Raw genomic sequence first — 24122 nt, forward strand, 5'->3', positions numbered from 1 at the left:
CCGTCTGTTTTTGGCATGCTAGTGTCTTTTTTAGGTATGCCCATATAATCATCAAAACGGTACCCTAAACACAGTGCTTTTCACCTTAGCCAGTAACTATTTCAATAATGATAAGGAGATTGGCTTCGATTCTTAATTAATGACCAAAGCAACATTTTAAAAATATTATTAGTGTCATTTAACCAACAAGAGAGATTGATATGTGCTCAAATCATGGAAACCGCGGCGTTGTTTATACTGGCCCTGGAAGTGTTGAAATTCAAGATATTGCCTACCCTAAGCTTGCCATTGGCAATCGAAAATGTGAGCACGGTGTTATTTTAAAAGTAGTAACTACCAATATTTGTGGCAGTGATCAACATATGGTACGTGGCCGTACTACCGCTGAACCTGGGCTTGTTTTAGGTCATGAAATCACCGGTATGATCATTGAAAAAGGCAGCGATGTAGAGTTTTTAGACATTGGTGATATTGTCTCTGTACCTTTTAATATTGCTTGTGGTCGCTGTAGAAACTGTCGCGAAGGAAACACAGGTATTTGCTTAAACGTTAATCCTGGTCGCGCTGGTGCCGCCTTTGGTTACGTTGATATGGGCGGCTGGGTTGGTGGTCAATCTGAATATGTGATGGTGCCTTATGCTGACTTCAACCTGCTAAAATTTCCTGATAAAGATCAGGCATTAGAAAAAATTCGTGACTTGACCATGCTCTCTGATATTTTCCCAACGGGATATCATGGTGCTGTAACTGCTGGTGTTGTTCCTGGTGCCACAGTTTATATTGCTGGTGCTGGACCTGTAGGTCTTGCTGCTGCAGCTTCATCACAATTACTTGGCGCGGCTTGTGTCATTGTAGGTGATATGAATCCAGAGCGTCTAGCTCAAGCTCGTAGCTTTGGCTGTGAAACTATCGATTTACGTCAAGATGCCACAGTGCCAGATATGATAGAACAAATATTAGGTGTTCCAGAAGTAGATGCTGCTGTGGATTGTGTTGGTTTTGAAGCCCACAGCCACGGTTGTAGTCATCATAAAGAACAACCTGCAATTGTCCTTAATACTATGATGGAAGTAACACGTGCCGGTGGTGGTATCGGTATTCCAGGGCTTTATGTAACTGGCGATCCTGGTGCATCTACTGAAGCGGCTAAAACTGGCCAACTTAGTATGAATTTTGGTCTTGGTTGGGCGAAATCACATTACTTTGTTACCGGTCAGTGTCCAGTAATGAAATATCATCGCAACCTAATGCAGGCTATTTTGTGGGATAAAGTTCAAATTGCTAAAGCGGTTAACGTGAAAGTCATTTCACTTGATGGTGCACCTGAAGGTTATAATGCCTTTGATAAAGGCGCCGCACAAAAGTTTGTCATTGACCCTCATTCAATGGTGGTTTAATTTTAATATATCTATAACAAACGGCACATTTATTGTGCCGTTTTAGTAACTATAGAGTGACATAGATGAACAAAGTCAGCAAAGACCTTTTAGCATTGATGTTATCAACTACAAAGCAATAATTCACTCCTGCCTAACACTATCTCAGTATTGCTGTGCGTCTAGCTTTACAAGCAATACACACATCAGCTCAGCGAAATATAGCGATTTGAAACAAGAAAAGTGAGTGATGTAAACGACTGTATAAGGAGAATCATAAGATAATGGAAAGGTTATGCTCTAGAAACAAAAAGGCCTGAATAATGAATTATTCAGGCCTTTATTCAAACTTTCTTTACAGAAAATTGTATTAGAAATATTTCTATTTCTTAGCCAATTTTTCTTTGATACGTGCTTTACGGCCAGATAGCTCGCGCAAGTAGTAAAGTTTAGCTTGACGAACATCGCCACGACGTTTAACTTCAATTGAATCAACAATAGGGCTATGTGTCTGGAATACACGTTCTACACCAACACCGTTCGAAATTTTACGAACAGTGAAAGCAGAATGTAAGCCGCGGCTTTTAACAGCGATAACTACACCTTCAAACGCTTGAAGACGTGATTTATCAGCTTCAGTAACTTTTACTTGAACTACAACAGTATCGCCTGGGGCGAATGCTGGTAGATCTGTTTTCATTTGCTCTTGTTCGAGCATTTCAAGAATTTTACTCATATTACCTTCTTCCTAGTGTGCACAGTCTAAGTGGTTTATTTCACTTGCTTTTTAATCAAAGTAAGTGCTTTCTCCTGCTCAGCTGTCAGAGCTAGGTTGTTTAATAGTTCTGGTCTTCTAGTCCACGTTCTTAGCAAAGATTGCTCTTGTCGCCATAAGCGTATGTGTTCATGATTACCACTTAACAATACTTTTGGTACTGACATTTCATCTCCCTGAGGAGTTGTTAGTACTTCTGGCCGAGTGTAATGAGGACAATCTAATAAACCGTTAGAGAAGGAGTCCTGCTCTGCTGATTCTTTATGTCCTAATACCCCTGGCACTAAGCGTGCTACAGCATCAATAACATTCATAGCAGGGAGTTCACCACCACTTAAAATGTAATCGCCAACCGACCACTCTTCGTCAATATCTGACGCGATTAGTCGCTCGTCTATGCCTTCATACCTACCAGCAATAAATACTAGTCGATCATGTTGTGCTAATTCACTTACGCCTTGTTGATCAAGCTTTCTTCCTTGCGGAGACAAGTAGATAACTTTAGCTTTACCACCATTAACTTCTGCCGCTTTACGCGCAGCTGCAATGGCATCTCGTAATGGTTGCACCATCATTAACATGCCCGGACCACCGCCATAAGGACGATCATCAACGGTACGATGCTTATCATGGGTGAAGTCTCTTGGATTCCATAAATGAAAATCAATTAACCCATTGCGAATCGCTCGGCCTGTTACCCCGTACTCCGTGATAGCATTAAACATTTCGGGAAAAAGGCTTATCACCCCAATCCACATTTTGTTCTTCCCTTTATCAGAGATAGTGCTAGTCACAAGTTAAAAACCTGGGTCCCAGTCAACACAAATTTGTTTATTTTCAATGCTAACCGACTCAATTACTTGTTCAAAAAGGTACGGGATTAACCGTTCTTTTTTACTAAAGCCATCTTTTAAATTAGCTTTCACAACCAGTACATCATTAGCGCCAGTTTCCATCATGTCAGTAACTACACCCAGGTCGTAACCTTTGTTAGTCACAACAGACATACCTATTAAATCGCGCCAGTAAAAATCATCTTCCGATAATTCTGGCAACGCTGCTTCATTGGTTAATATTTCAGAGCCGACTAATGCTTGCGCTTCATCTCTGTCATCAATACCAGCCACTTTCACAATAAGTACTTTGTTATGCTTGCGCCAATCAGTTATTTCAACTGTTTGTGTATTATTCCCTAATTTTAATGACCAAGGGAAATAGTCAAGTATGGCTTCAGTTTCATCAGTGAATGAATGAATTTTTAACCAGCCTTTGATTCCGTAAACTGCGCCTACTTTACCCAAGATGATTTTTTTTTCTTCTGTACTCACAAAAATTCTCCTACTGCCTACTAAGCTATTAAGCCGCAGTTGCGTCTTTAACTAACTTAGCCACACGATCAGATACTGTCGCACCTTGACCTACCCAATGGGTAATACGGTCTAGATCTAAGCGTAATTTTTCAGCTTGACCTTGTGCTGTTGGGTTGAAGAAACCAACTTTCTCGATGAAACGACCATCGCGAGAGTTACGGCTATCTGCAACAACAACCTGATAGAATGGACGCTTTTTAGCGCCGCCACGAGCTAAACGAATGGTAACCATATCGTCCTCTATATATGTTAAGTGTAAAAACGGATTTTCCAGACACTTCCTGTCAACAAGCGACAGAAAAGCTCGCGTATTTTACGCTTCTAGTATATTTTTACAAGTTTTATTTACCTATCGGGTAATGAGCGTTGTGACGGGGGGTGTTTAAAGAGAACAAATTAGGTCAAATAGATTAATTTGATTGCCATGACGGGGATTGTAAGAGTTGTTCAAAGGCTTTGGCAGCTACGGGTCGGCTAAAGTGATAACCCTGCATAGAGTCAACATTATTAGTCATCATGAACTCACATTGATTGGCTGTTTCAACGCCTTCAGCCGTTACGTGTAGTTTTAGTTGTTTAGCTAGAGCAATGATGGCTCTTGTAGCAATGATATCTCCTGCACTTTCAGGAATATGTTTTATAAAACTACCATCAATCTTTAATTTGTTGAGCTTGAACTTAGCTAAATGTTTGATAGACGAATAACCGGTGCCAAAATCATCAAGTGCAATAGAAACACCTAAAGCACTCAACTCTCTAAGTTGCACTATCGATTGTTTTGCATCTTTCATCAGCGTGTTCTCTGTGAACTCTAACTCCAAGTATTGAGGCTCCAAACTTGTTTCGGTAAGAGACGTGGATACCGTACGGGCATAATTGCTAATAGCTAATTGCATCACTGACATGTTAATGGTCATTACGATGCAAGGATAACCCTGCTGCTGCCAGGTTTTATTTTGCAGGCAAGCTTGTGCAAGTACCCAATCACCAATTTTTGTAATGATGCCAATCTCTTCTGCTATCGGAATAAAGACATCTGGCGCCAAATCACCGAGTAACTCATTATTCCATCGTAACAAGGCCTCTACAGCAATAATTTCATTAGAGTGGGTTGCAATGATAGGTTGGTAGTGTAGGACTAATTCATCCCTTTCCATTGCACCTCGTAATTGTTCAGCAATTTTCTTCTTGATATTAACTTGCTCTTGTAGCTCTTTAGAGAAAAAAGCTAGGCGATTACGGCCTTTTTCTTTGGCAAAGCACATCGCCGTATCTGCATGTTGAATTAACTCTTTACCGTATTCACCATCACTTGGGTATAAAGCAACTCCGATATTACCCGTGATATAGACCTCTTGCATGGCAATTCGATAACATTTAGTGAGCTTTAACAATATTTTGTCAGCAAACATATTTATATTATCTTTAGGCGAAATAGTCTCGAGTATGATAATAAATTCCACCCCAGTTATTCTCGCTAAGGTATCACCTGAACGTAATTGACCAGATAAACGTTTAGCTATTTGTTTCAAAAGCTTATCGCCGCCCACATGACCTTGTTGATCATTAACGGCTTTAAAGTCATCAATGCCAATAAATAATACGGCAATTGAAGTATTGTTTCTTGCCGCACGCGCTAGAGCCTGTTCGATACGATCTTGACAAAGTTCTTTGTTAGGTAAATTAGTTAAACTATCAAAAAAAGCCAGTCTTTTAATTTCCTCTTCAGCAACAAATTGTAGCTTCATTTTTTTACGTAAATGCAAACTATAACGAATGAGTAAAACCAGTGAGCCTAAGGCTGAAATGCTAACTAGCGTGATAATGTTACCTAATTGCCAATGCGGTTGACTGCTAGATAAATTCATTACAAATTCAGTGATATCGAAAAAACGTGTTGACCACATCAGTGCCGCAGTAATAAGCACGATAAACAGACTTTCAAATACCATAGCAAAACGTTGAAAAAATCCTACGTCTTCAGTCTGACTCACTGAGCTGCGAGCGACAGCTTTGCTAACTTTATGTATAGCCATTGAATCGATTACCTTAAATTACAAACTAGAGCTTAATTGAACAGACAACCATGGGATGGTTGCCTTTTGATCACTTTAATTGGGCAAGCGAATACTTAACACTCATGAAATTTTATAAATTAAGTGATGGTAAAACGAATTAAGTATAGCTAGACGATAAGAAAATAACTTACCTTTTGCCGATAAGTGACAGTTTGCCTAATTCCATCATGTTTGACATGATCTGTATTAACCGATTAAGCAATAATTGTATTATTTCTGAAAATAAAAAAGCCGTAAATACGGCTTTTTTTTGTTTGAAGTGTTTTTTGCAATAGAATTAACGGCCGAACATTCCGCCGCCACCGCCCATACCACCACCGCCTGGTGGCATCATGCCTTGCATGCTGCGCATCATCTTTTTCATGCCGCCTTTACCTGACATTTTTTTCATCATTTTTTGCATTTGAGTAAACTGCTTAAGTAGCTTATTTACATCTTGAATTTGAGTACCTGAGCCAACAGCAATACGACGTTTACGAGAACCTTTAATAATGTCAGGACGCTCACGTTCACCAGGAGTCATAGAATTGATAATAGCTTCCATTTGCACGGTAATTTTATCATCCATTTGATCTTTGATTTTACCAGACATGTTGCCCATGCCAGGCAGCTTATCCATCATGCCAGTCATCCCGCCCATACTTTTCATTTGTACAAGCTGGTCACGAAAATCTTCTAAACTAAAACCTTTACCGCTTTTAACTTTATTAGCTAATTTCTCAGCTTGCTTTCTATCAACTTTTTGCTCAATTTCTTCAACTAATGAAAGCACATCTCCCATACCAAGAATACGAGAAGCTATACGGTCTGGATGGAAAGGTTCAAGGGCTTCAATTTTTTCACCAACACCCATAAATTTAATAGGCTTGCCAGTGATATGACGGATTGATAACGCAGCACCGCCACGGGCATCACCATCGGTTTTGGTTAAGATAATACCAGTTAGTGGCAACGCATCATTAAAGGCCTTCGCTGTATTAGCAGCATCTTGGCCTGTCATAGCATCAACAGTGAAAAGGGTTTCTATTGGATTGATAGCAGCATGAAGTTGCTGGATCTCAGCCATCATGTTTTCATCAATATGCAAACGACCTGCAGTATCAACAATTAGCACATCGTAAAAATTTTTCTTAGCGTGATCAATGGCAGCATTGGCAATATCAATAGGTTTTTGCTTGATATCACTCGGGAAGAAACCAACACTTATTTCTTCAGCTAGCGTTTCAAGTTGCTTAATAGCGGCAGGACGATAGACATCTGCACTTACTACTAATACTTTTTTCTTTTCACGTTCTGTTAAAAATTTGGCTAGTTTAGCTACAGAAGTTGTTTTACCTGCACCTTGCAAACCGGCCATTAGCACAACCGCTGGTGGCGCAGCTCTTAAATCAAGACCTTCATTGACTTCACCCATCGCTGATTCAAGTTCTTTTTGAACTATTTTGACAAAAATCTGCCCAGGAGTGAGGCTTTTAGAAACATCTGTACCAACAGCTTTTTCTTTTACTTTGGCGATAAATTCACGAATGACGGGTAAAGCGACATCAGCTTCAAGTAATGCCATACGCACTTCGCGTAAAGTTTCTTTGATATTGTCTTCGGTTAAACGGCCACGGCCACTAATATTTTTAAGCGTTTTACTTAAGCGTTCGGAAAGATTGTCAAACATGAAATACTCTAACAGCGAAATATGGATAAGGTTAATGCTGCTATTATACCCAAATATACCTAAGATGCGACAGCAGATAGTTCCACATATGATTTAGTCGCTATATAAAGTTGATAAAATAGGCCAAGCGTCAATACTAGCCATGGTATAGTAACGGTGATTTTCTTCGATATATTAGACATTAACCTAGGTATTTTATGGAACAGTTGACCGCCTTAACAATAAATTTTCTCGACTTGAGTGCTGAAGCAAGTCCTTGGCTATTATTAGGTTTATTAATTGCGGGGCTAATGAAAGCGTGGGTACCTAGTAAAGTATTAAGTAAACATCTTGGCCAAGGAAAACTTGCCATCATCAAAGCGGCACTTATTGGTGCTCCATTACCTTTATGTTCTTGCGGGGTTATTCCGGTAGCAACAGAGCTTAGACGAAGCGGAGCTTCAGCTTCAGCAACTTCTTCATTTTTGGTCGCAACCCCCGAAACTGGCATTGACTCAGTATCAGTTTCTTATGCTTTATTAGGCCCTGTTTTTGCTATTTACCGCCCTATCGCAGCGATTATGTCTGCCATCATCACAGGTTTATTGGTTGCGACGATTAAAGAGGAACAGATGAAATCACCAGCTGAACAACTGCAGAATGAAAAATCTGGATGTTGCAGCAATAAAGAGACAGTTAAAGTAGAAGAAGTACCTAAAAGCAAAAAACCCTGTTGCGGCAGTAAAAAAGTTACACCCGAAATAATTAAAAACACTTTTGTAAGTAAAACTCAGCAAGGGGTTTATTACGCATCAACTAAACTTATCGATGATATTATTATTTGGCTTTTAATTGGTTTAATTTTTGCCTCGCTAGTGCGAACTTTTTTACCTCAAGAGTTTCTATTAAGTTATGGCAGCGGTTTACCTGCCATGCTACTGATGATTTTGATATCAATTCCTATGTATATTTGTGCAACAGCCTCAACGCCTATTGCCGCTGGGTTTATTATGGCGGGGCTATCACCTGGTACAGCTTTGGTATTTATGATGGCGGGCCCAGCAACAAACATTTCAACTTTAGGCGTTATTCGCAATGAAATGGGTAGTGCTGTATTGATACGATACTTGCTTGGCGTGGCAGGTTGCGCTATTGGCTTCGCGTTATTATTGGATTTTTCATTAAGTTTTTATGACATTAATATTACTGAGCAAATGCAGCATAGCCATGAACTTTTACCTAAATGGTTTGGATTAAGCTGTGCTGGCTTGATTGCTTTTCTATCAATAAAGCCACTAAGACACTTGTTAATTAAATAAGCCTTAGCTTTCTTAATTTAAGTCAATACTTTGCGCTAATCACATGGCGCTAAAGATTTTATCTGATAGAATCAACTTTTTAATGCATATTTTCAGTTGTTTTAGGGGTTTTAAGTGAATTTTTTGGTTATAGGTTCAAGTTTAGCATTCTTGCTTTATATACTTGCTACGTTGGCAATCGTTACACGATTATTCCATCCTAAAGGACCGAATATCACCTTAGTTTTAAGTTTAGCTACTGCAGCTATTATTGTGCATGGTTTTAATGACGGTTTATTGTTTTTTTCACAAGATACAATTAACTTTAACTTGCCTAATGTAATTTCCTTGGTCAGTTTAATTATAACGATAGCGGTAACGCTAGTATCATTACGCTTTAAAGTTAATTTATTATTGCCGGTTATCTATGGATTTACAGGTCTATGGCAATTAGTCATTCTCTTTATCCCACCTATTGACTCCATTCCTTTGGTGGTAGAAAAAGTTATTTTATTAAGTCATATCAGTTTTGCGTTAATCGCTTATTGTGTGCTAATTATCGCTACTTTATATGCTTTTCAAGTGACCTATATCAATTTAAAACTCAAGAGTAAGAACTTGACTGCGGTGGCACATTTACCACCACTTATGCAGGTAGAGAAGCAACTTTTTAGTATCTTAACTGTTGGCACTGCAATCTTATTTATCAGTCAAATTATTGGTTTTGTTTTTTTAGACGGTTTTTTAGCAAAAGAAAATGCCCATAAAACAATACTTTCATTACTCTCTTTTGCTATTTATGGCCTAATTCTTTGGGGACATTTTGAAAAAGGTTGGCGTGGGCACAAAGTGCTTGTGTTAATGGTGAGTGCAAGTGCCTTACTTACTCTTGCTTATTTTGGTAGCCGATTCGTTAAAGAATTTATTTTATAAATAACAACTATTCCTCCCCTCCCTTGTCGCAATGACACTGCTGGTATAAGCTAGCAGTGTTATTTTAACTATTAGAAAAGGAAATTCCCTTCTTGGACAGTATATCCACCCAGATGCTTTTTACCATTCTTGGCATCTTAATACTGATTTCTGCTTATTTTTCAGGTTCTGAAACTGGCATGATGTCATTGAATAGATATCGATTACGTCATCTTGAAAAACAAAAACACAGAGGTGCTAAGCGAGTTAGTAAATTACTCGCTCGACCAGATCGCCTAATTGGTTTAATTCTTATTGGTAATAACCTAGTTAATGTTTTTGCATCATTAGTTGCTGGGGTTATTTTTAATCGATACTTCGGCGATGCTGGGATTTTATATGCTGGTTTAGTACTGACCTTGGTCATCTTAATTTTTGCAGAGGTCACGCCAAAAACATTGGCGGCACTCTATCCTGAACAAGTAGCTTTCCCTAGTTCAATAGTTTTAAGCTTATTGCTTAAAATCCTTTTTCCTATTGTGGTTGTCGTCAATTGGATAACCAATGGTATTTTAAGGCTTCTTGGTGTTAGCTCTGAACAAAGAGAGCAACATAGCCTTAGTAGTGAGGAGCTAAGAACCGTTGTGAATGAATCTGGCGCGTTATTACATCAGCGTGATCAAGATATGCTAGTAAGTATTCTAGACTTAGAAAAGGTCTCCGTTGAAGACATAATGATCCCACGCAGTGACTTAGTTGGCATTGATGTTAACGATGACTGGAAAAAAATTCAAAAACAGCTTACTCAAGCTAATCATACCCGTGTATTACTCTATCGCGATAGTATCGATGATGTTGTTGGTTATATCCATGCTAGAGATGCCTTAAAATTGTTATCAAAAAATCAGTTCAACAAAGCTACTTTACTAAGAGCGGTACGTGAGTTGTATTTTGTACCTGAAGGTACTCCATTAAATATTCAACTATTAAAGTTTCAGCATGCTAAAGAGCGTATAGGTCTAGTGGTTGATGAATACGGTGATATTCAAGGCTTAGTAACGTTAGAAGATATTCTTGAAGAGATTGTTGGTGACTTTACTACCACCATGACCCCAACAACCAGTGATGAGGTAACCTTACAGCCTGATGGCAGCTATTTAGTGGATGGTAGCGCGAGTATTCGTGATATTAATAAAGAGATGTCATGGCAATTGCCCACAGATGGCCCTAAAACCCTTAACGGCTTAATTATCGAGTATTTGGAAGAGATACCAAAAAGTAATATTAGCTTGCGTATCTCTGGCTACCCTGTCGAAATCATTGACGTTGCAGGCAATAAGATTAAAACTGTTAGGGTCATGCCTGAGCACTTTATCGATGAAAGTCCTGAAGAAGAGTAATTAGAGCAATATAAAAGTTAATCACAAAGTTATCCACAGAATGAGGGTTTCTAAAATCCTCAATAGCTTTCCACAATTTCTGTGGATAACAATAGCCAACCCTATCAGCAGCAGCATTTTGCTATTTCAACAATTATTTAACGAAAAACCATTCTTTTTTTTCTGGTTTTTTAATGATAATACTAGCTATTCTTGGAGCGGTTATCGCAGCTAGCCTTAACGGATTTTTATTGTAAAATTAACAAATTGGCAAGCTTTATGCGCTTGTCGCATTATTAAACACATCGATTAACTGACTAAATAATGCCATTCTAGTTTTCACAATATTGTCCGACTTATTCGAAAAACAATCGCCATAACCAACCATGATCTAAGTCTTTTTCACAACTTTTTAGTTGACTGCTATAACGTCGAGCGCGGTTATCTACTTTCCTCGACACTTTCACCAACCAAGGCTTCTTTTTATAGCTTTTATGCTTAAAGCCACCCCAACCTTCATGATAATTTAAATACTGACTATATGCGTCCCATTTAGATACACCATTAACTTTTTGGGTTTTAAAAATAAACCAGCCCATAAAGTCTATTGCATCATCAAAGTCATCACGATCAGCCCCTGAATTACCCGTTTCCCTAATGTAGTCTTTCCAGGTCATCGTTTTCGCTTGTGAATAACCATATGCAGTACTTACCCTGCCCCAAGGTATAAAACCAAAGAGATAATCCATAGGAGGCGTTGCATCATGACGAAAAGAACTCTCTTGATACATCATGCTCATAGGAACATGGATAGGTACGCCCCAGCGTTCACGGGTTTCTTTGGCAGCAAAATACCAATCACGATGTTCGCGAAAAATTTCACATATATTTTCAGGATTTTTTGGTGGCGGGGTGGCGCAACTTGCCAGTAATAAGACGCTGGCTGCTGTTAACAGTACTGTTTTACATGAAGACATAAACAAATAACGGTTATTATAATTTGTCATTTATAATGACAGAAATAGATTATTAATGGCAGTTTTTGCTAATAAAATTATCAGTTTAATTAAATTCAAAGAATAATTAAAATAAATTGAACTAAACAAGAGAACTGCACTCTTATTTAACAGTTATGTTATTCCCTTAGTGTTTCATGTTTTATGCGCTCTCTATTTTTAGTTGGGCGCTTTTTTTTGTCTAAAATTCAGTACGTCAAAATAACAGTAATGTTATTCCGCTCTCTTTTAGTGATGGTTCACACTTTTATTCGCCCTCCTGTCTTTAATAAGCAGTTGGGCGCTTTTTTTTGCCTAAAAGTCAGCACTCCTAAATAACAGTAATGTTATTCCGCTCTCTTTTAGTGATGGTTCACACTTTTATTCGCTCTCCTATCTAACATAAGCAGTTGGGCGCTTTTTTTTGCCTAAAATTCTGCACTCCTAAATAACAGCAATGTTATTCCGCTCCCTTTTAGTGATGCTTCATGTTTTATGCGCTCTCTATTTTTAGAGGGTTCCCTTTTACCACCTAAAATTCAGCACACCTAAATAACAGTAATGTGTTAATTAAAGGCTCAGTTGCACATTCCAGTAAGGGCATAAATTAATATTAAAATTAATTTGAACTAATCAACAAAACACCCCTCTTACTTAACAGTTATGTTATTCCCTTAGTGTTTCATGTTTTATGCGCCCTCCTGTCTTTAATAAGCAGTTGGGCGCTTTTTTTTGCCTAAAATTCAGTACGTCAAAATAACAATAATGTTATTCCACTCTCTTTTAGTGATGGTTCACACTTTTATTCGCTCTCCTATCTAACATAAGCAGTTGGGCGCTTTTTTTTGCCTAAAATTCAGTACGTCAAAAATAACAGTGATGTGTTAGTTAAAGACCAGTTGTACCATTTGAGTAGGAACATGAATTAATATCAAAATAATTTGAACTAAACAACATAACAACACTCTTAATTAATAGTTATGTTATTCCCTTAGTGTTTCATGTTTTATGCGCCCTCCTGTCTTTAATAAGCAGTTGGGCGCTTTTTTTTGCCTAAAATTCAGTACGTCAAAATAACAATAATGTTATCCCGCTCTCTTTTAGTGATGGTTCATTTTTTTATGCGTTCTCTGTTTTTAGAGGGTTCCCTTTTATCGCCTAAAACTCTGCACTCCTAAATAACAGCAATGTGTTAGTTAAAGATTAAGCTGTACAATATTAGTAAGAACAAGAATTAATATGAAAATTAATTTGAACTAAGTAACAATACAGCACTCTTACTTAACAGTTATGTTATTCCCTAAGTTATTAGTAATGTTTCATGTTTTATGCGCTCACTATTTTTAGTTGGCGCTTTTTTTTGCTTAAAATAAATGAATCAATGGCTAACTGTTTTAACTAACCGATGACACGAATGAAAAAACTAGTTATTTATTAGCTGTATATAAAATGAATTTTAAGAAAAATGCTGATTAGCTATTCGATATGAATGGATTTTTTGGCAAGAAATATATGGCAATGAAAATATTTTAAATAAAATGAACTTATCACTAATTTCGTCCTCTTATTTAATGAAACATTCCTCCCTGGATTGCTTTCATTTGATTTAAGTTTTGTTTGCTTAAATAACCGGCGCGTCACCTTGACGCGCTTTTTTTATAGCTATTATTCTGTTTTTACTACTTTTCTATCAATAATTGAACCAATCAAACTCCAGTCTGTTTTATGCGAAATAATCTGATAAAAAGTCATCAAAATTTAGTTCGTCACCTGCTTCAATATCTGCTTGAGCTTTATGAGAGTCAGGAACGCTTGCATCAAAAAATGCTTGATCATAGGATTGATAATCACGCACTTTAGCTTCTCGTTGATATTCAATCGCTTTATCTAACGCAAATTGCGATAAAGATTGCTCTTGAATAATCGATAACAACTGTGCGGAAGGTGTTAAGCTTGAATCATTAATTTTAGCTTGTTCACGAACAATAGCTTCACTGTATTTACTGGTTTGGTATGATTTATCTAACAGTTGTGCAACTTGCTTCATCTGCTCGAATAATTCATTGCCCCACTCAGGAACCGATTTAAGCGTAACTTCACCACTACAATTAGCATCGCTAAGTAATAATTCAGGATCTCGACCACGAAGAACCACTGCATTCATGTTATCTTCATGAAATTTCTGGCGTGTACAATCAAACTCTTTATTATCAATAAAAGCACAATAAGTTATAAATATATCTAAAAAGTGAACCTGCTCAAGGCTAATGCCTGTATCTGAAAAAGGATTTACATCAAGCGCCCTCACTTCAATATATTCAACACCACGCTCTCCTAGAGCATCTGAGGGTTTTTCACCTGCTTTAGCAACTCGTTTAGGGCGAATAGGTGCGTACAGCTCATTTTCAATTTGTAGTACGTTATCGTTAAGCTGTTGGTATTGACCATCAACTTTTACACCAAGGCTGGCAAAGTCGTTAGATTTAAGTTTTATAGCCTGTTGAACACCATCAACATAATCAGCTAAATTATTATAACAAATTTTCAGTGCTGACTGCTCAGAGCTGGTATAACCTAAGTCACTCATACGCAACGAGGTGGCATGTTCGAGGTAAAGCGCGCCAAATGGAGATTTCTTAAAAGGCAATTTATGTTCTTTACCTTGTAAAAATGATCCACAGATTGCTGGAGAGCTTCCGTATAAGTAAGGGATTAACCAACAGAATCGTTTGTAATTTCTTAAGATAGAAAAGTAGCGTTCAGAAATAAAATCATTAATAGGTAATGACTTTTCACCGGATGACTGATGCAAATCTTGCTGCACTTGCCAGAAGTCTTGAGAGAATGAAAAGTTAAAATGTATGCCTGAAATAACTTGCATCATTGAGCCGTAGCGATTTTTCAAACCTTGACGATAAACTGTCTTCATGGTGCCGATATTTGAACTGCCGTATTGCGCTAAGGGTATTTTTTCAGCATCATCAACAAAGCAAGGCATGCTCATTGGCCACAATAATTCACCTTCAATGTTATCAAAGGTATATTTTTGAATATCTTGAAGTTGTGCAATGGTTTGCTCTGGAGAAAAACTAACCGGAGTAATGAATTCAAGCAGGGTTTCCGAGTAATCAGTAGTTATCTGTCCATGCGTGAGCGCGGAACCAAGTTGATGATAATGACCATGCTCCGATAGCTTACCCTCTGGTAATATTCTCAAGGCTTCTCGCTCTATACCGCGTCCAATACCGGCAACGGCAGCCAAGTTTTTATTTTGGCTAAAAGCGCCAATATAATCAGTTAATGATAGTGTCAAAATAATTCCTATATATACTAATCAGCCTAACTATTATCTCAGTTTAGCTTAGTTTGATTTAGTATTTAGCGAGAAAAGGGTAAAAAGCCTCCCCTTATAGATATTCATATAAATAAGGGGTCTGTTGGTATTTTTCAATACTTAACTATTTTTAATTGCCAAATAGTTTATTTAGCTAGTTCAAGATCAACTACTTCGATATCAAGCTTTTGAAGTTGTGGCCTAACTACTTGACCGTCTCCTACAACAATCCATTGCATAGGTTTTGATAATTCTTGTGCCGCTATAGCGTTTAACTGCTCAATACTTATGCTGTTAATTATACTGCTTTGTTCTTCACCATAATTAACAGGCAGATTGAACTGTAACAATTGTCTTAAGAAACCACTTTTTTGGCCCGGCGTTTCAAAGCTTAATGCTTCATTTTGCGAAATGGCTTGGCGCATAAAAGTCACTTCACTTTCTGTTAAGCCATGTTGTTGGTAATTTTTCAATTCCTGTTCAATTTCAACCATAGCATCATAAGTATGCTCTTTTTTAACACTGGCACCTGCACTAAAACGACCTAAAGTTTTACCCGCAGAAAAGTAGCTTGATGCGCCATAGGTATAACCTTTATCTTCACGTAAATTCAAATTAATACGGCTATTGAACGCACTACCTAGTGGGTAATTCATTAACGTCGCTTTAAAGTGTTCACCCGTTGCATCATAAGTCATCGCTCTACGTGATAGCTTTATCACCGATTGGCTGGCATTAGGTAAATCAACAAAATACAGCTTGTTAGGTGTTACCTCAGGGAAGTTATAATCGCCACTAATCGTATAATCTTTACCTTGCCAAGTGCTTAATGAAGCAAGTTTTATTAATAATTCAGCTTTATCTATGTCTCCAACCACCACTAAACTTGCTTTAGCTGGCGAAAAGTATGTTTGATAAAAACCTTTAATATCATCTAGCGTTATCGCAGATACAGTAGCAATAGTACCGCTATCAGCTAAACCAAAACGATTATCTTTGCCGTAAGTCACTTGCTTTAAAGCATTGCTAGCTAACGATCGAGCATCTTTATTACCTTGCTCTAATCCTTGAATCAGTTGATTTTTAACACGATTAAAATCATCTTGTGCAAATTCAGGTTTAAACATCATCTCGTTCATTAACACTAAGGTAGCATCGAAGTTTTTAACTAAGCTATTAACTTTAATGTAAGTATTTCGCCCTGCTGCACCAATAGAAATATTACTGCCCAGTTTAGCTAATTCATTCGATAACTCTTCTTTGCTGTGAACTGTGGTGCCTTCATTCATCAAACTCGCTGTTAAACTTGCTAAACCCGCTTTTTCCACAGAATCAAGCAATACACCACCATCAAGACTTAGTAGCAAACTAATAGTCGGTGTTTCACTATTTTTAGTCGCAATAATTTCAATGCCATTTTCAAAAGATTCACGCCATAGAGTTGGTACTGTAATTTGTGGATTAGCAGGAGAGCTCGGCATCACGCTGCGATCAAAATCACTAGCATTCTTCATAATAGGCGTATCAAGTTGTGCTAGTTTCGCAGGATTACTTACGTCCGGTAAAACAAAATCATTTGCTTTGGCAACTAACGCTTCTTGACCTTCAGGAACTATCGATAATATTGCTGCGCCTTTACCTTGAATATATTTTTTGAATACACGCATAACGTCAGCTTTGGTCACTTTATTATAACGAGCAACTTGTTGCTCCGTATAATTTGCATCCCCTAACATGGTTTGATAATGCGCTAAATTAGAGACCTTGCCTGAGACACTTTGCAGTCCATATATAGTACCCGTTTCGATACCGACTTTAGTCTTCAATAAATCATCGGCATTAACACCGCGCTCTTCAAACTCAACTAAAGTATCATTAATCACTTGTTCAATTTTTGCTAATGATAAACCTTGCTGTGGGTTTGGCAGCGCATAGAAGCTCATTTGACAAGCAAGTTCACGACAAGGATGGCTTGCACCAGCTTGAACAGCAATACCTGATTTAACGAGATTTTTATAAAGTAATGAAGTTGGACCACTACCTAAAATATTAGCAAGTACATCTAAAGCTGGCTCATCTTCGTGCATGCCATAAACAGTAGGGAAGCTAATGTAAAGTAAAGGTAAAGATACATTGTCGCTAAATGAATAATAACGGTTCTCGCTTAATGTCACTGACGATTTAGCGATATTATTTACCGCAGGTCCCGCATTTAAACTACCAAAATACTTATTTACCCAAGCCAGCGTTTGCGCTTCATCGATATCACCACCAATAGTGATTACCGCATTATTTGGACCGTACCAACGAGAGAAGAACTCTTTTAAATCAGTTACCGTACCACGGTCTAGATCTGACATGTAGCCAATAACTGGCCATGAATATGGATGTTCACGTGGGAAAATCATTTGATTAACAGTTTCATTTAATCGGCCATAAGGGCGATTATCAACATTCTGCCCACGCTCATTTTTTACCGTCGCACGTTGTATTTCAAACTTTTCTGGAGTGATAGCTTCGAGTAAAAAACCCATGCGGTCAGACTCAAGCCATAACATTTTTTCTAACTGGTTTTTCGGTACTGTTTCAAAGTAGTTAGTGCGATCTGAGTTAGTGGTGCCATTGAGGTCACCACCACTTTGTGTCACGACTTTAAAGTGTTGTTCATCAGCCACATTTTGTGAGCCTTGAAACATCATATGTTCAAAGAAGTGCGCAAAACCAGACTTCCCTAATTGTTCACGAGCGGAGCCAACATGATAGGTAACATCAACATGCACCAAGGGATCTGAATTATCTTGATGCAAAATAACTGTTAAGCCATTAGCTAATTTATACTTTTTAAAAGGAATATTCAGAGTATCTTGCTGAGCGGTAACCGTTTCAACCAAACTCACGCCTGTGGGTAAGGTTATAGTTTCTTGGCTACTACAGGCAAATAATAATGCTGTACTAGCAGCTATTGCCGTGATTCTAAATTTATTGATTATTTGTGCCGGAAAGCGGATTTGAGGAGATTGTCGCAAAATAACATCCTGTAAAAAGAGTAAAAATGAATAGTTTGAATTATCATAACAAACATAGAGACTACTCGGTAAATTTAAATGTATAAAACTATTGCAGAACATCATGATTTTATTGTTGTTGATAAAGAAGCAGGTGTAAATTTTCATGACGAAGGTGACATAGGCTCAGGACTGTTTTCTCTGGTGAAAAAACAGTTACAAAGCCAAAATAACAATACTGAATTATACCCAGTACATAGATTAGATAAGATGACTTCAGGTTTAGTTATTTTTGCCAAAACTTTAGCTTGCGCGCAGATCTTTGGCCAACTATTTAATGATCACGACATAGAAAAGTATTACTTGGCTATTGGTGATAAAAAGCCGATTAAAAAACAAGGTTTAATTAAAGGTGACATGGCGAAAAGCCGACGTGGTATGTTCAAGTTATTACGGTCGATGAAAAATCCTGCTATTACGCAGTTTTTTTCATTTAGCATACCTAACAAACAACGCTTATACCTGCTTAAACCACATTCAGGTAAAACCCATCAATTACGTGTTGCTTTAGCAAGTATTGGTGCCCCTATTGTTGGTGATCCACTTTATTACACAACATCGCAGGCAGACAGAGGTTACTTACATGCTTTTGTCCTAAAATTTAACTATTTAGGGGAATGCTTCGAGTTTATTTCTCTACCTACTATGGGTGAACTCTATTTAAATACTGAAGTGATTGAGCAATTATCGGCAATAAAAAAGCCTTGGCAGTTAAACTGGCCAAGGCTTTAATTCGATTATTAATTACTAATAATACAGTGTTCTGATTTGTTTACAGTGAATGCCAAAAAACTAAGCCTATGGCTGTTGGACACACAAATTTACCGTAAATAACAAAGTACCAAGGCCTTATTAGTAGTTACCTATAATGAATGCCAGAAAGCTAAACCAATGGCTGTTGGACAAACAAATTTACCGTAAATAACAAAGTACCAAGGCCTTGGCCTTATTAGTAGTTACCTATAATGAATGCCAGAAAACTAAACCAATGGCTGTTGGACACACAAATTTAGTATACCAAGGCCAAATTTTCCAAAATAGGCTATGTTCAACATGTTCATTGCCTTGCTTAATTTCCGACAAAATATCACTTCTATACCATATCCAACCAGCAAATACACAACACAACATAGCAATAATTGGCTGGCCATATTGTGTTGATAAAGTAGCAACGAAGTCTAACATCCACTCTAAATTGATAACGATAAGAATACTCAGTACTAGAATACCTAAACCAATGAGCGTTGTTGCTTTTTCACGTGGCGTATCGTGACGCTCCACCACATAAGACACAGGACCTTCAAGCATCGATATACTTGAGGTGAGCGCCGCTATTGACATTAACACGAAGAAACCAAAAGCAACGAAAAGACCAACATCACCCATACCAGTAAACAGTGCAGGCAATACAGTAAATACCAAATTTGAACCTGATATGAGGCTGCCATCTTCTGCGAATATAGCTACACCTTGTGCTTGAGCAACATACATAGCAGGAATAATTAATAAACCGGCTAAAAAGGCGATAGAAACATCTATTAACGTTACTTGTGCACCAAGCGTTACTAAATTCTCTTTTTTAGCAATATAAGAGCCATAAATGATCATTACACTAGTACCCAATGACAAAGAGAAAAACGCTTGTCCTAAAGCACTTATTAAAAGGTCGGGTTCAAATACACGAGAAATGTCAGGATTTAAATAAGCATTGAAACCTTCTCTTGCCCCATCAAGCGTAAAGACGTAGATAATTAATAAGATCAATAAACCGATTAACATAGGCATTAGGCGTTTTGACCATTTTTCAATACCTTCTTCAACACCCCGACGAATGATAAAAATGGTTAGTCCCATAAAGAGCGCGGTGAAGAGTATATTGCGAATTAATGAGTGATTTATCAGCCAGTCAGCTGCGCCCGTAAAACCACCTAATCTTGCTAAGGGCTCTATGGCATAAGACATCATCCAACCGGCGATGATGCTATAGAAACTTAAAATAAGTGCCGCACAAATAATACCGCCAAAGCCAACAACAAAACCAAAGCGCTTTTGCCAAGTATTACGTGCAATCTTTTGCATACTGCTAACGGCGTTTGCCTGACCATATCGGCCAATTAACAGCTCTGCCATAAAAGCGGGGTAAGCTAAAGAGAACGCCAATACTAAATAGACGAGCACAAAAGCAGCACCACCGTTGCTCGCTGTTTGGGTTGGAAAACCCCAAATATTACCTAAGCCTACAGCGGAGCCTGCCGCCGCCATAATAAAACCGAAACGCGAACTAAAGCCGCCTCTTGAAACACCCATTCATTTCCCCAAATTTCTTACGAACACTATTTGCTAACTATTTACCTTTGAGTAACGCTCTATACCCGCTCCACTTGAAGGTGCTCGTTTCAGGAAGTCTGAGCGATTCATAATTAAGACACATTTTTTTATTAAGGGTTATTCCCTTAAAAAGAAATGTAACGCAGAGTATGATTTGCTCAGCCTTCCCCAAGGGGTTGGTTTAGAAACGCTTTATGCTGCGTTATTGATTTCGACAATAGAATAACTATTCTCTTCAATCAATGCCTTGCCTAAAGGCGTTTCTAATTCCAGCTGAATCATGCATCTTCAAGTGGAACGGGTATATATAATTTCCTCAAGGTTGTTTTTATTTTTATAATTGCTGTGTTTTTATAATGACGAACTTCTATAAAAACACTAATCTACGCAATTACGATAAAGAAAAATAGAGTTATACATTAAAAAAAAAAAAAGCCCTGTGTATAGCTCTTTTTACAGACTTTACACAGGGCTAATATTTTTAACGCTCAAGCTTTACTAACAAAACAGAACGTTATGATCCTTATTCCGCTTCTGGGCGCATATGTGGGAATAAAATTACATCTTTGATCGTTGGCGAATCAGTAAATAACATCACCAAACGGTCAATACCAATACCTTCACCTGCTGTTGGTGGTAAACCATACTCTAAGGCGTTGATATAGTCGGCATCATAATGCATAGCTTCATCATCGCCAGCATCTTTTTCTGCTACTTGTTTTTGGAAACGTTCAGCTTGATCTTCTGCATCGTTCAGCTCAGAGAAACCATTAGCTAGTTCACGACCACCAACAAAGAATTCAAATCTATCGGTTATGAATGAGTTTTCATCGTTACGACGCGCCAGTGGTGAAACTTCCCAAGGGTATTCCGTGATAAAGGTAGGTTGATCTAATAAATGTTCTGCAACTTCTTCAAAGATTTCACAAATGTATTTACCTGGGCCCCAAACTTTAGAAGCACTGTTTTCTTTAACACCAACAGCTTTAGCCATGGCTTTGATTGCATCAAAATTATTTTCAGGGTCACGTAAAGCCGCTTCATCAAGTTGCTCAGCGCCACGATGATCTTTGCCGTATTGTAAAATAGCATCAACCATAGATAAGCGTACAAACGGCTTACCTAGGTCGTAGAATTTCTCTTCTACTACTTCACCTTCAGAATTTTTAACGGTATTACGAATAGTAGTAGTACCTAATACATCTTGTGCAATAGTACGTAACATTTCTTCTGTAGTGTTCATCAGATCATGGTAATCAGCGTAAGCTTGATAGAATTCAATCATGGTGAATTCTGGATTATGACGCGTTGAAATACCTTCGTTACGGAAACTACGGTTAATTTCAAACACACGGTCAAAACCACCAACGACTAAACGCTTTAAGTTAAGCTCTGGTGCTATACGTAGGTACATATCAAGATCAAAAGTATTATGATGCGTCATAAAAGGTTTAGCCGTTGCGCCGCCCGGTATGATTTGCAACATCGGCGTTTCAACTTCCATAAAGTCACGCTGCGTTAAGAAGTTACGTATGCCCGCAACAATTTTTGAACGCATTTTAAAGGTATTACGGGTATCTTCATTAATAATTAAATCAATATAACGCTGACGATACTTAGTTTCTTGATCGGATAAACCATGAAACTTTTCAGGTAATGGACGAAGTGACTTAGTTAATAATGAGTAATGATCCATGTTCACGTAAAGATCACCTTTACCTGATTTATGTAAAATACCTTTAATACCAACAATATCACCAATATCTAATGAACCCCATTTAGCACGTATCTCTTTTTGCACTGTTTTTTCAGCATAACCTTGAATACGACCAGACGAGTCTTGTATCACTAAAAATGGTCCACGCTTCGCCATAACACGACCGGCAATAGCATAAGTTACTTGTAGCTCTTCAAGTTCTTCTTTGGTTTTTTCACCATGTTCAGCTTGAATATCAGCGGCTAAATGTTCACGATTAAAATCGTTAGGAAAACCATTAGCTGAACAATTAGAGCGAATTTTTTCAAGTTTTACACGACGCTCAGCAATCAGTTTATTTTCATCTTGTGCTACGGGTGTATTATTGGCTTTATCTGTCATGTTAATTTCTCGTGGTTATCTTTAATTTTTCAATTGGTTTTATTTGGCTTTGCTTATGTTTTATCTTGTTAAACGTAAGCTACAAACCAGACTTTAAACTGGCTTCTAGAAACTTATCTAAATCACCATCTAATACAGCTTGGGTATTACGATTCTCAACACCCGTGCGTAAATCTTTAATACGGCTATCATCTAATACGTACGAGCGAATTTGACTGCCCCAACCTATATCTGATTTGCCATCTTCTAATACTTGTTTATCTGAGTTTTGCTTTTGCATTTCCATTTCATACAATTTAGCTTTCAGTAGCTTCATCGCCGTCGCTCTATTTTTATGCTGAGAACGATCTGCCTGACAAGCAACCACGGCCCCTGTAGGCTCATGGGTAATACGAATAGCTGAATCAGTTTTATTTACATGTTGTCCGCCAGCGCCAGAAGCACGAAAAGTATCAATACGTAAATCTGCAGGGTTGATATCAATTTCAATATTGTCATCAATTTCAGGGTAAATAAACGCTGAAGCAAATGAGGTATGACGACGACCTGATGAGTCAAATGGTGATTTTCGCACTAAACGATGTACACCCGTTTCAGTACGTAACCAACCATAAGCGTATTCACCGGTATACTTGATGGTGCAACCTTTTATTCCGGCAACATCACCATCGGTCACTTCAATCACTTCAGTTTTATAGCCGTGTGCTTCGCCCCAACGTAAATACATGCGCATCAGCATTTCTGCCCAATCTTGCGCTTCTGTACCGCCTGAGCCTGACTGAATATCTAAATAGCTATTATTAGCATCTTGTTCGCCAGAAAACATTCGACGAAATTCTAGTTTTTCTAACACCTTATCTAAAGCATCAGCTTCAACTTCAGCATCATCAAAAGTTTCTTGGTCTGATTCTTCTACAGCCAGTTCAACTAAACCTTCAATATCTTCACAACCCGTTTCGAGTTCAACAATGGTATTAACCACTTCTTCTAAAGAACTTCGCTCTTTACCAAGGGCTTGAGCACGTTCTGGCTCATTCCAAACATCAGGGAGTTCGAGTTCGCGAGAAACTTCAACTAAACGTTCCGCTTTAACATCGTAGTCAAAGGTACCCCCGAAGCAAATTAGCGCGCTCACGGATTTCTTTTAATTTACTTAATATAGGGTTTGTTTCGAACATAAGCCTTCAAAAATAAGTTTTCAAATATATCTTTTACAACGATTTCACTCGTTAAGATAATTAAAAAATAGTCGCGCATTGTAGCGTAAAAAGACGAGCAAATAAACGGCTAACACTGGACCCTTTCGCTATAAAATTCATAATATTTAATAAAAGCAGAAATAATCTCAATTACACTAACTAAGTGAGCATTTTTTAGTGATTTAAATACATCCCTAAGTCATCCGAAAACTCGCAGTTTGAGGTATCATAGAGAGACAATAAAGACTTTACTTTCAATGTAATATA

The 24122-nt window shown here is 37.9% G+C and carries 17 protein-coding genes; 5 read left to right on the forward strand and 12 right to left on the reverse strand.

Features of this window, described 5'->3' with window-relative positions:
- Positions 1-200: 200 nt before the first annotated feature.
- Complete coding sequence (gene fdhA / locus CXF79_RS18220) at positions 201-1397, forward strand: formaldehyde dehydrogenase, glutathione-independent (RefSeq protein ID WP_011044778.1); 1197 nt, start codon at positions 201-203, stop codon at positions 1395-1397.
- Positions 1398-1758: 361 nt separating this feature from the next.
- Here fdhA and rplS read toward each other — a convergent pair whose 3' ends face one another.
- From rplS to ffh, 6 genes are all read right to left on the reverse strand, one after another.
- The gene (gene rplS, locus CXF79_RS18225; RefSeq protein WP_011044802.1) at positions 1759-2112 is read right to left on the reverse strand and encodes a 50S ribosomal protein L19; all 354 of its coding nucleotides are present in this window, start codon (positions 2110-2112) and stop codon (positions 1759-1761) included.
- A 35-nt stretch (positions 2113-2147) separates the two neighbouring features.
- Complete coding sequence (gene trmD / locus CXF79_RS18230) at positions 2148-2909, reverse strand: tRNA (guanosine(37)-N1)-methyltransferase TrmD (protein WP_011044803.1); 762 nt, start codon at positions 2907-2909, stop codon at positions 2148-2150.
- A 39-nt stretch (positions 2910-2948) separates the two neighbouring features.
- Positions 2949-3479: a ribosome maturation factor RimM gene (rimM, locus tag CXF79_RS18235; protein WP_011044804.1), complete on the reverse strand. Its 531-nt coding sequence runs from the start codon at positions 3477-3479 to the stop codon at positions 2949-2951.
- A gap of 28 nt (positions 3480-3507) precedes the next feature.
- Positions 3508-3753 (reverse strand): 30S ribosomal protein S16, encoded by a 246-nt coding sequence (gene rpsP, locus CXF79_RS18240; protein WP_011044805.1) that lies wholly within the window; start codon positions 3751-3753, stop codon positions 3508-3510.
- 178 nt (positions 3754-3931) lie between these two features.
- Entirely contained in the window at positions 3932-5557 is a 1626-nt protein-coding gene (locus CXF79_RS18245; RefSeq protein WP_101157029.1) for a putative bifunctional diguanylate cyclase/phosphodiesterase, read from the reverse strand.
- A 319-nt stretch (positions 5558-5876) separates the two neighbouring features.
- On the reverse strand, positions 5877-7268 hold the full coding sequence (gene ffh / locus CXF79_RS18250; RefSeq protein WP_011044809.1) for a signal recognition particle protein: 1392 nt from the start codon (positions 7266-7268) through the stop codon (positions 5877-5879).
- 197 nt (positions 7269-7465) lie between these two features.
- On the opposite strand from ffh, the gene CXF79_RS18255 reads away from it, so the two are divergent.
- From CXF79_RS18255 to CXF79_RS18265, 3 genes are all read left to right on the forward strand, one after another.
- The gene (locus tag CXF79_RS18255; protein ID WP_011044810.1) at positions 7466-8566 is read left to right on the forward strand and encodes an SO_0444 family Cu/Zn efflux transporter; all 1101 of its coding nucleotides are present in this window, start codon (positions 7466-7468) and stop codon (positions 8564-8566) included.
- Between the two features lie 114 nt (positions 8567-8680).
- Positions 8681-9478, forward strand: coding sequence for a cytochrome C assembly family protein (locus CXF79_RS18260; RefSeq protein ID WP_011044811.1), 798 nt, complete (start codon positions 8681-8683; stop codon positions 9476-9478).
- Between the two features lie 92 nt (positions 9479-9570).
- Entirely contained in the window at positions 9571-10857 is a 1287-nt protein-coding gene (locus tag CXF79_RS18265) for an HlyC/CorC family transporter (protein ID WP_041737130.1), read from the forward strand.
- 335 nt (positions 10858-11192) lie between these two features.
- On the opposite strand, the gene CXF79_RS18270 is transcribed toward CXF79_RS18265, so the two are convergent.
- From CXF79_RS18270 to CXF79_RS18280, 3 genes are all read right to left on the reverse strand, one after another.
- Positions 11193-11813, reverse strand: a complete 621-nt coding sequence (locus tag CXF79_RS18270) for a transglycosylase SLT domain-containing protein (RefSeq protein ID WP_011044813.1) — start codon at positions 11811-11813, stop codon at positions 11193-11195.
- Between the two features lie 1741 nt (positions 11814-13554).
- Positions 13555-15144 (reverse strand): glutamate--cysteine ligase, encoded by a 1590-nt coding sequence (gshA, locus tag CXF79_RS18275; RefSeq protein WP_011044814.1) that lies wholly within the window; start codon positions 15142-15144, stop codon positions 13555-13557.
- A gap of 167 nt (positions 15145-15311) precedes the next feature.
- On the reverse strand, positions 15312-18191 hold the full coding sequence (locus CXF79_RS18280; RefSeq protein WP_101157031.1) for a M16 family metallopeptidase: 2880 nt from the start codon (positions 18189-18191) through the stop codon (positions 15312-15314).
- Positions 18192-18269: 78 nt separating this feature from the next.
- On the opposite strand from CXF79_RS18280, the gene CXF79_RS18285 reads away from it, so the two are divergent.
- Positions 18270-18962 (forward strand): TIGR01621 family pseudouridine synthase, encoded by a 693-nt coding sequence (locus CXF79_RS18285; RefSeq protein ID WP_101157033.1) that lies wholly within the window; start codon positions 18270-18272, stop codon positions 18960-18962.
- 228 nt (positions 18963-19190) lie between these two features.
- Here the strand turns inward: CXF79_RS18285 and CXF79_RS18290 are convergent, their stop codons facing one another.
- The 3 genes from CXF79_RS18290 to prfB all read right to left on the reverse strand — a co-directional run bounded on the left by CXF79_RS18290 (position 19191) and on the right by prfB (position 23834).
- Positions 19191-20537: a sodium-dependent transporter gene (locus CXF79_RS18290; protein ID WP_101157035.1), complete on the reverse strand. Its 1347-nt coding sequence runs from the start codon at positions 20535-20537 to the stop codon at positions 19191-19193.
- Between the two features lie 544 nt (positions 20538-21081).
- Complete coding sequence (lysS, locus tag CXF79_RS18300; protein ID WP_011044818.1) at positions 21082-22656, reverse strand: lysine--tRNA ligase; 1575 nt, start codon at positions 22654-22656, stop codon at positions 21082-21084.
- Positions 22657-22735: 79 nt separating this feature from the next.
- A protein-coding gene (gene prfB / locus CXF79_RS18305) for a peptide chain release factor 2 (RefSeq protein ID WP_011044819.1) occupies positions 22736-23834 on the reverse strand; the annotation gives its coding sequence in 2 pieces (ribosomal slippage) (positions 22736-23758 and positions 23760-23834; 1098 coding nt in all).
- Positions 23835-24122: the final 288 nt, after the last annotated feature.

Origin of the sequence: Colwellia sp. Bg11-28 (assembly GCF_002836245.1) — a bacterium.
GTDB lineage: Bacteria > Pseudomonadota > Gammaproteobacteria > Enterobacterales > Alteromonadaceae > Colwellia > Colwellia psychrerythraea_A.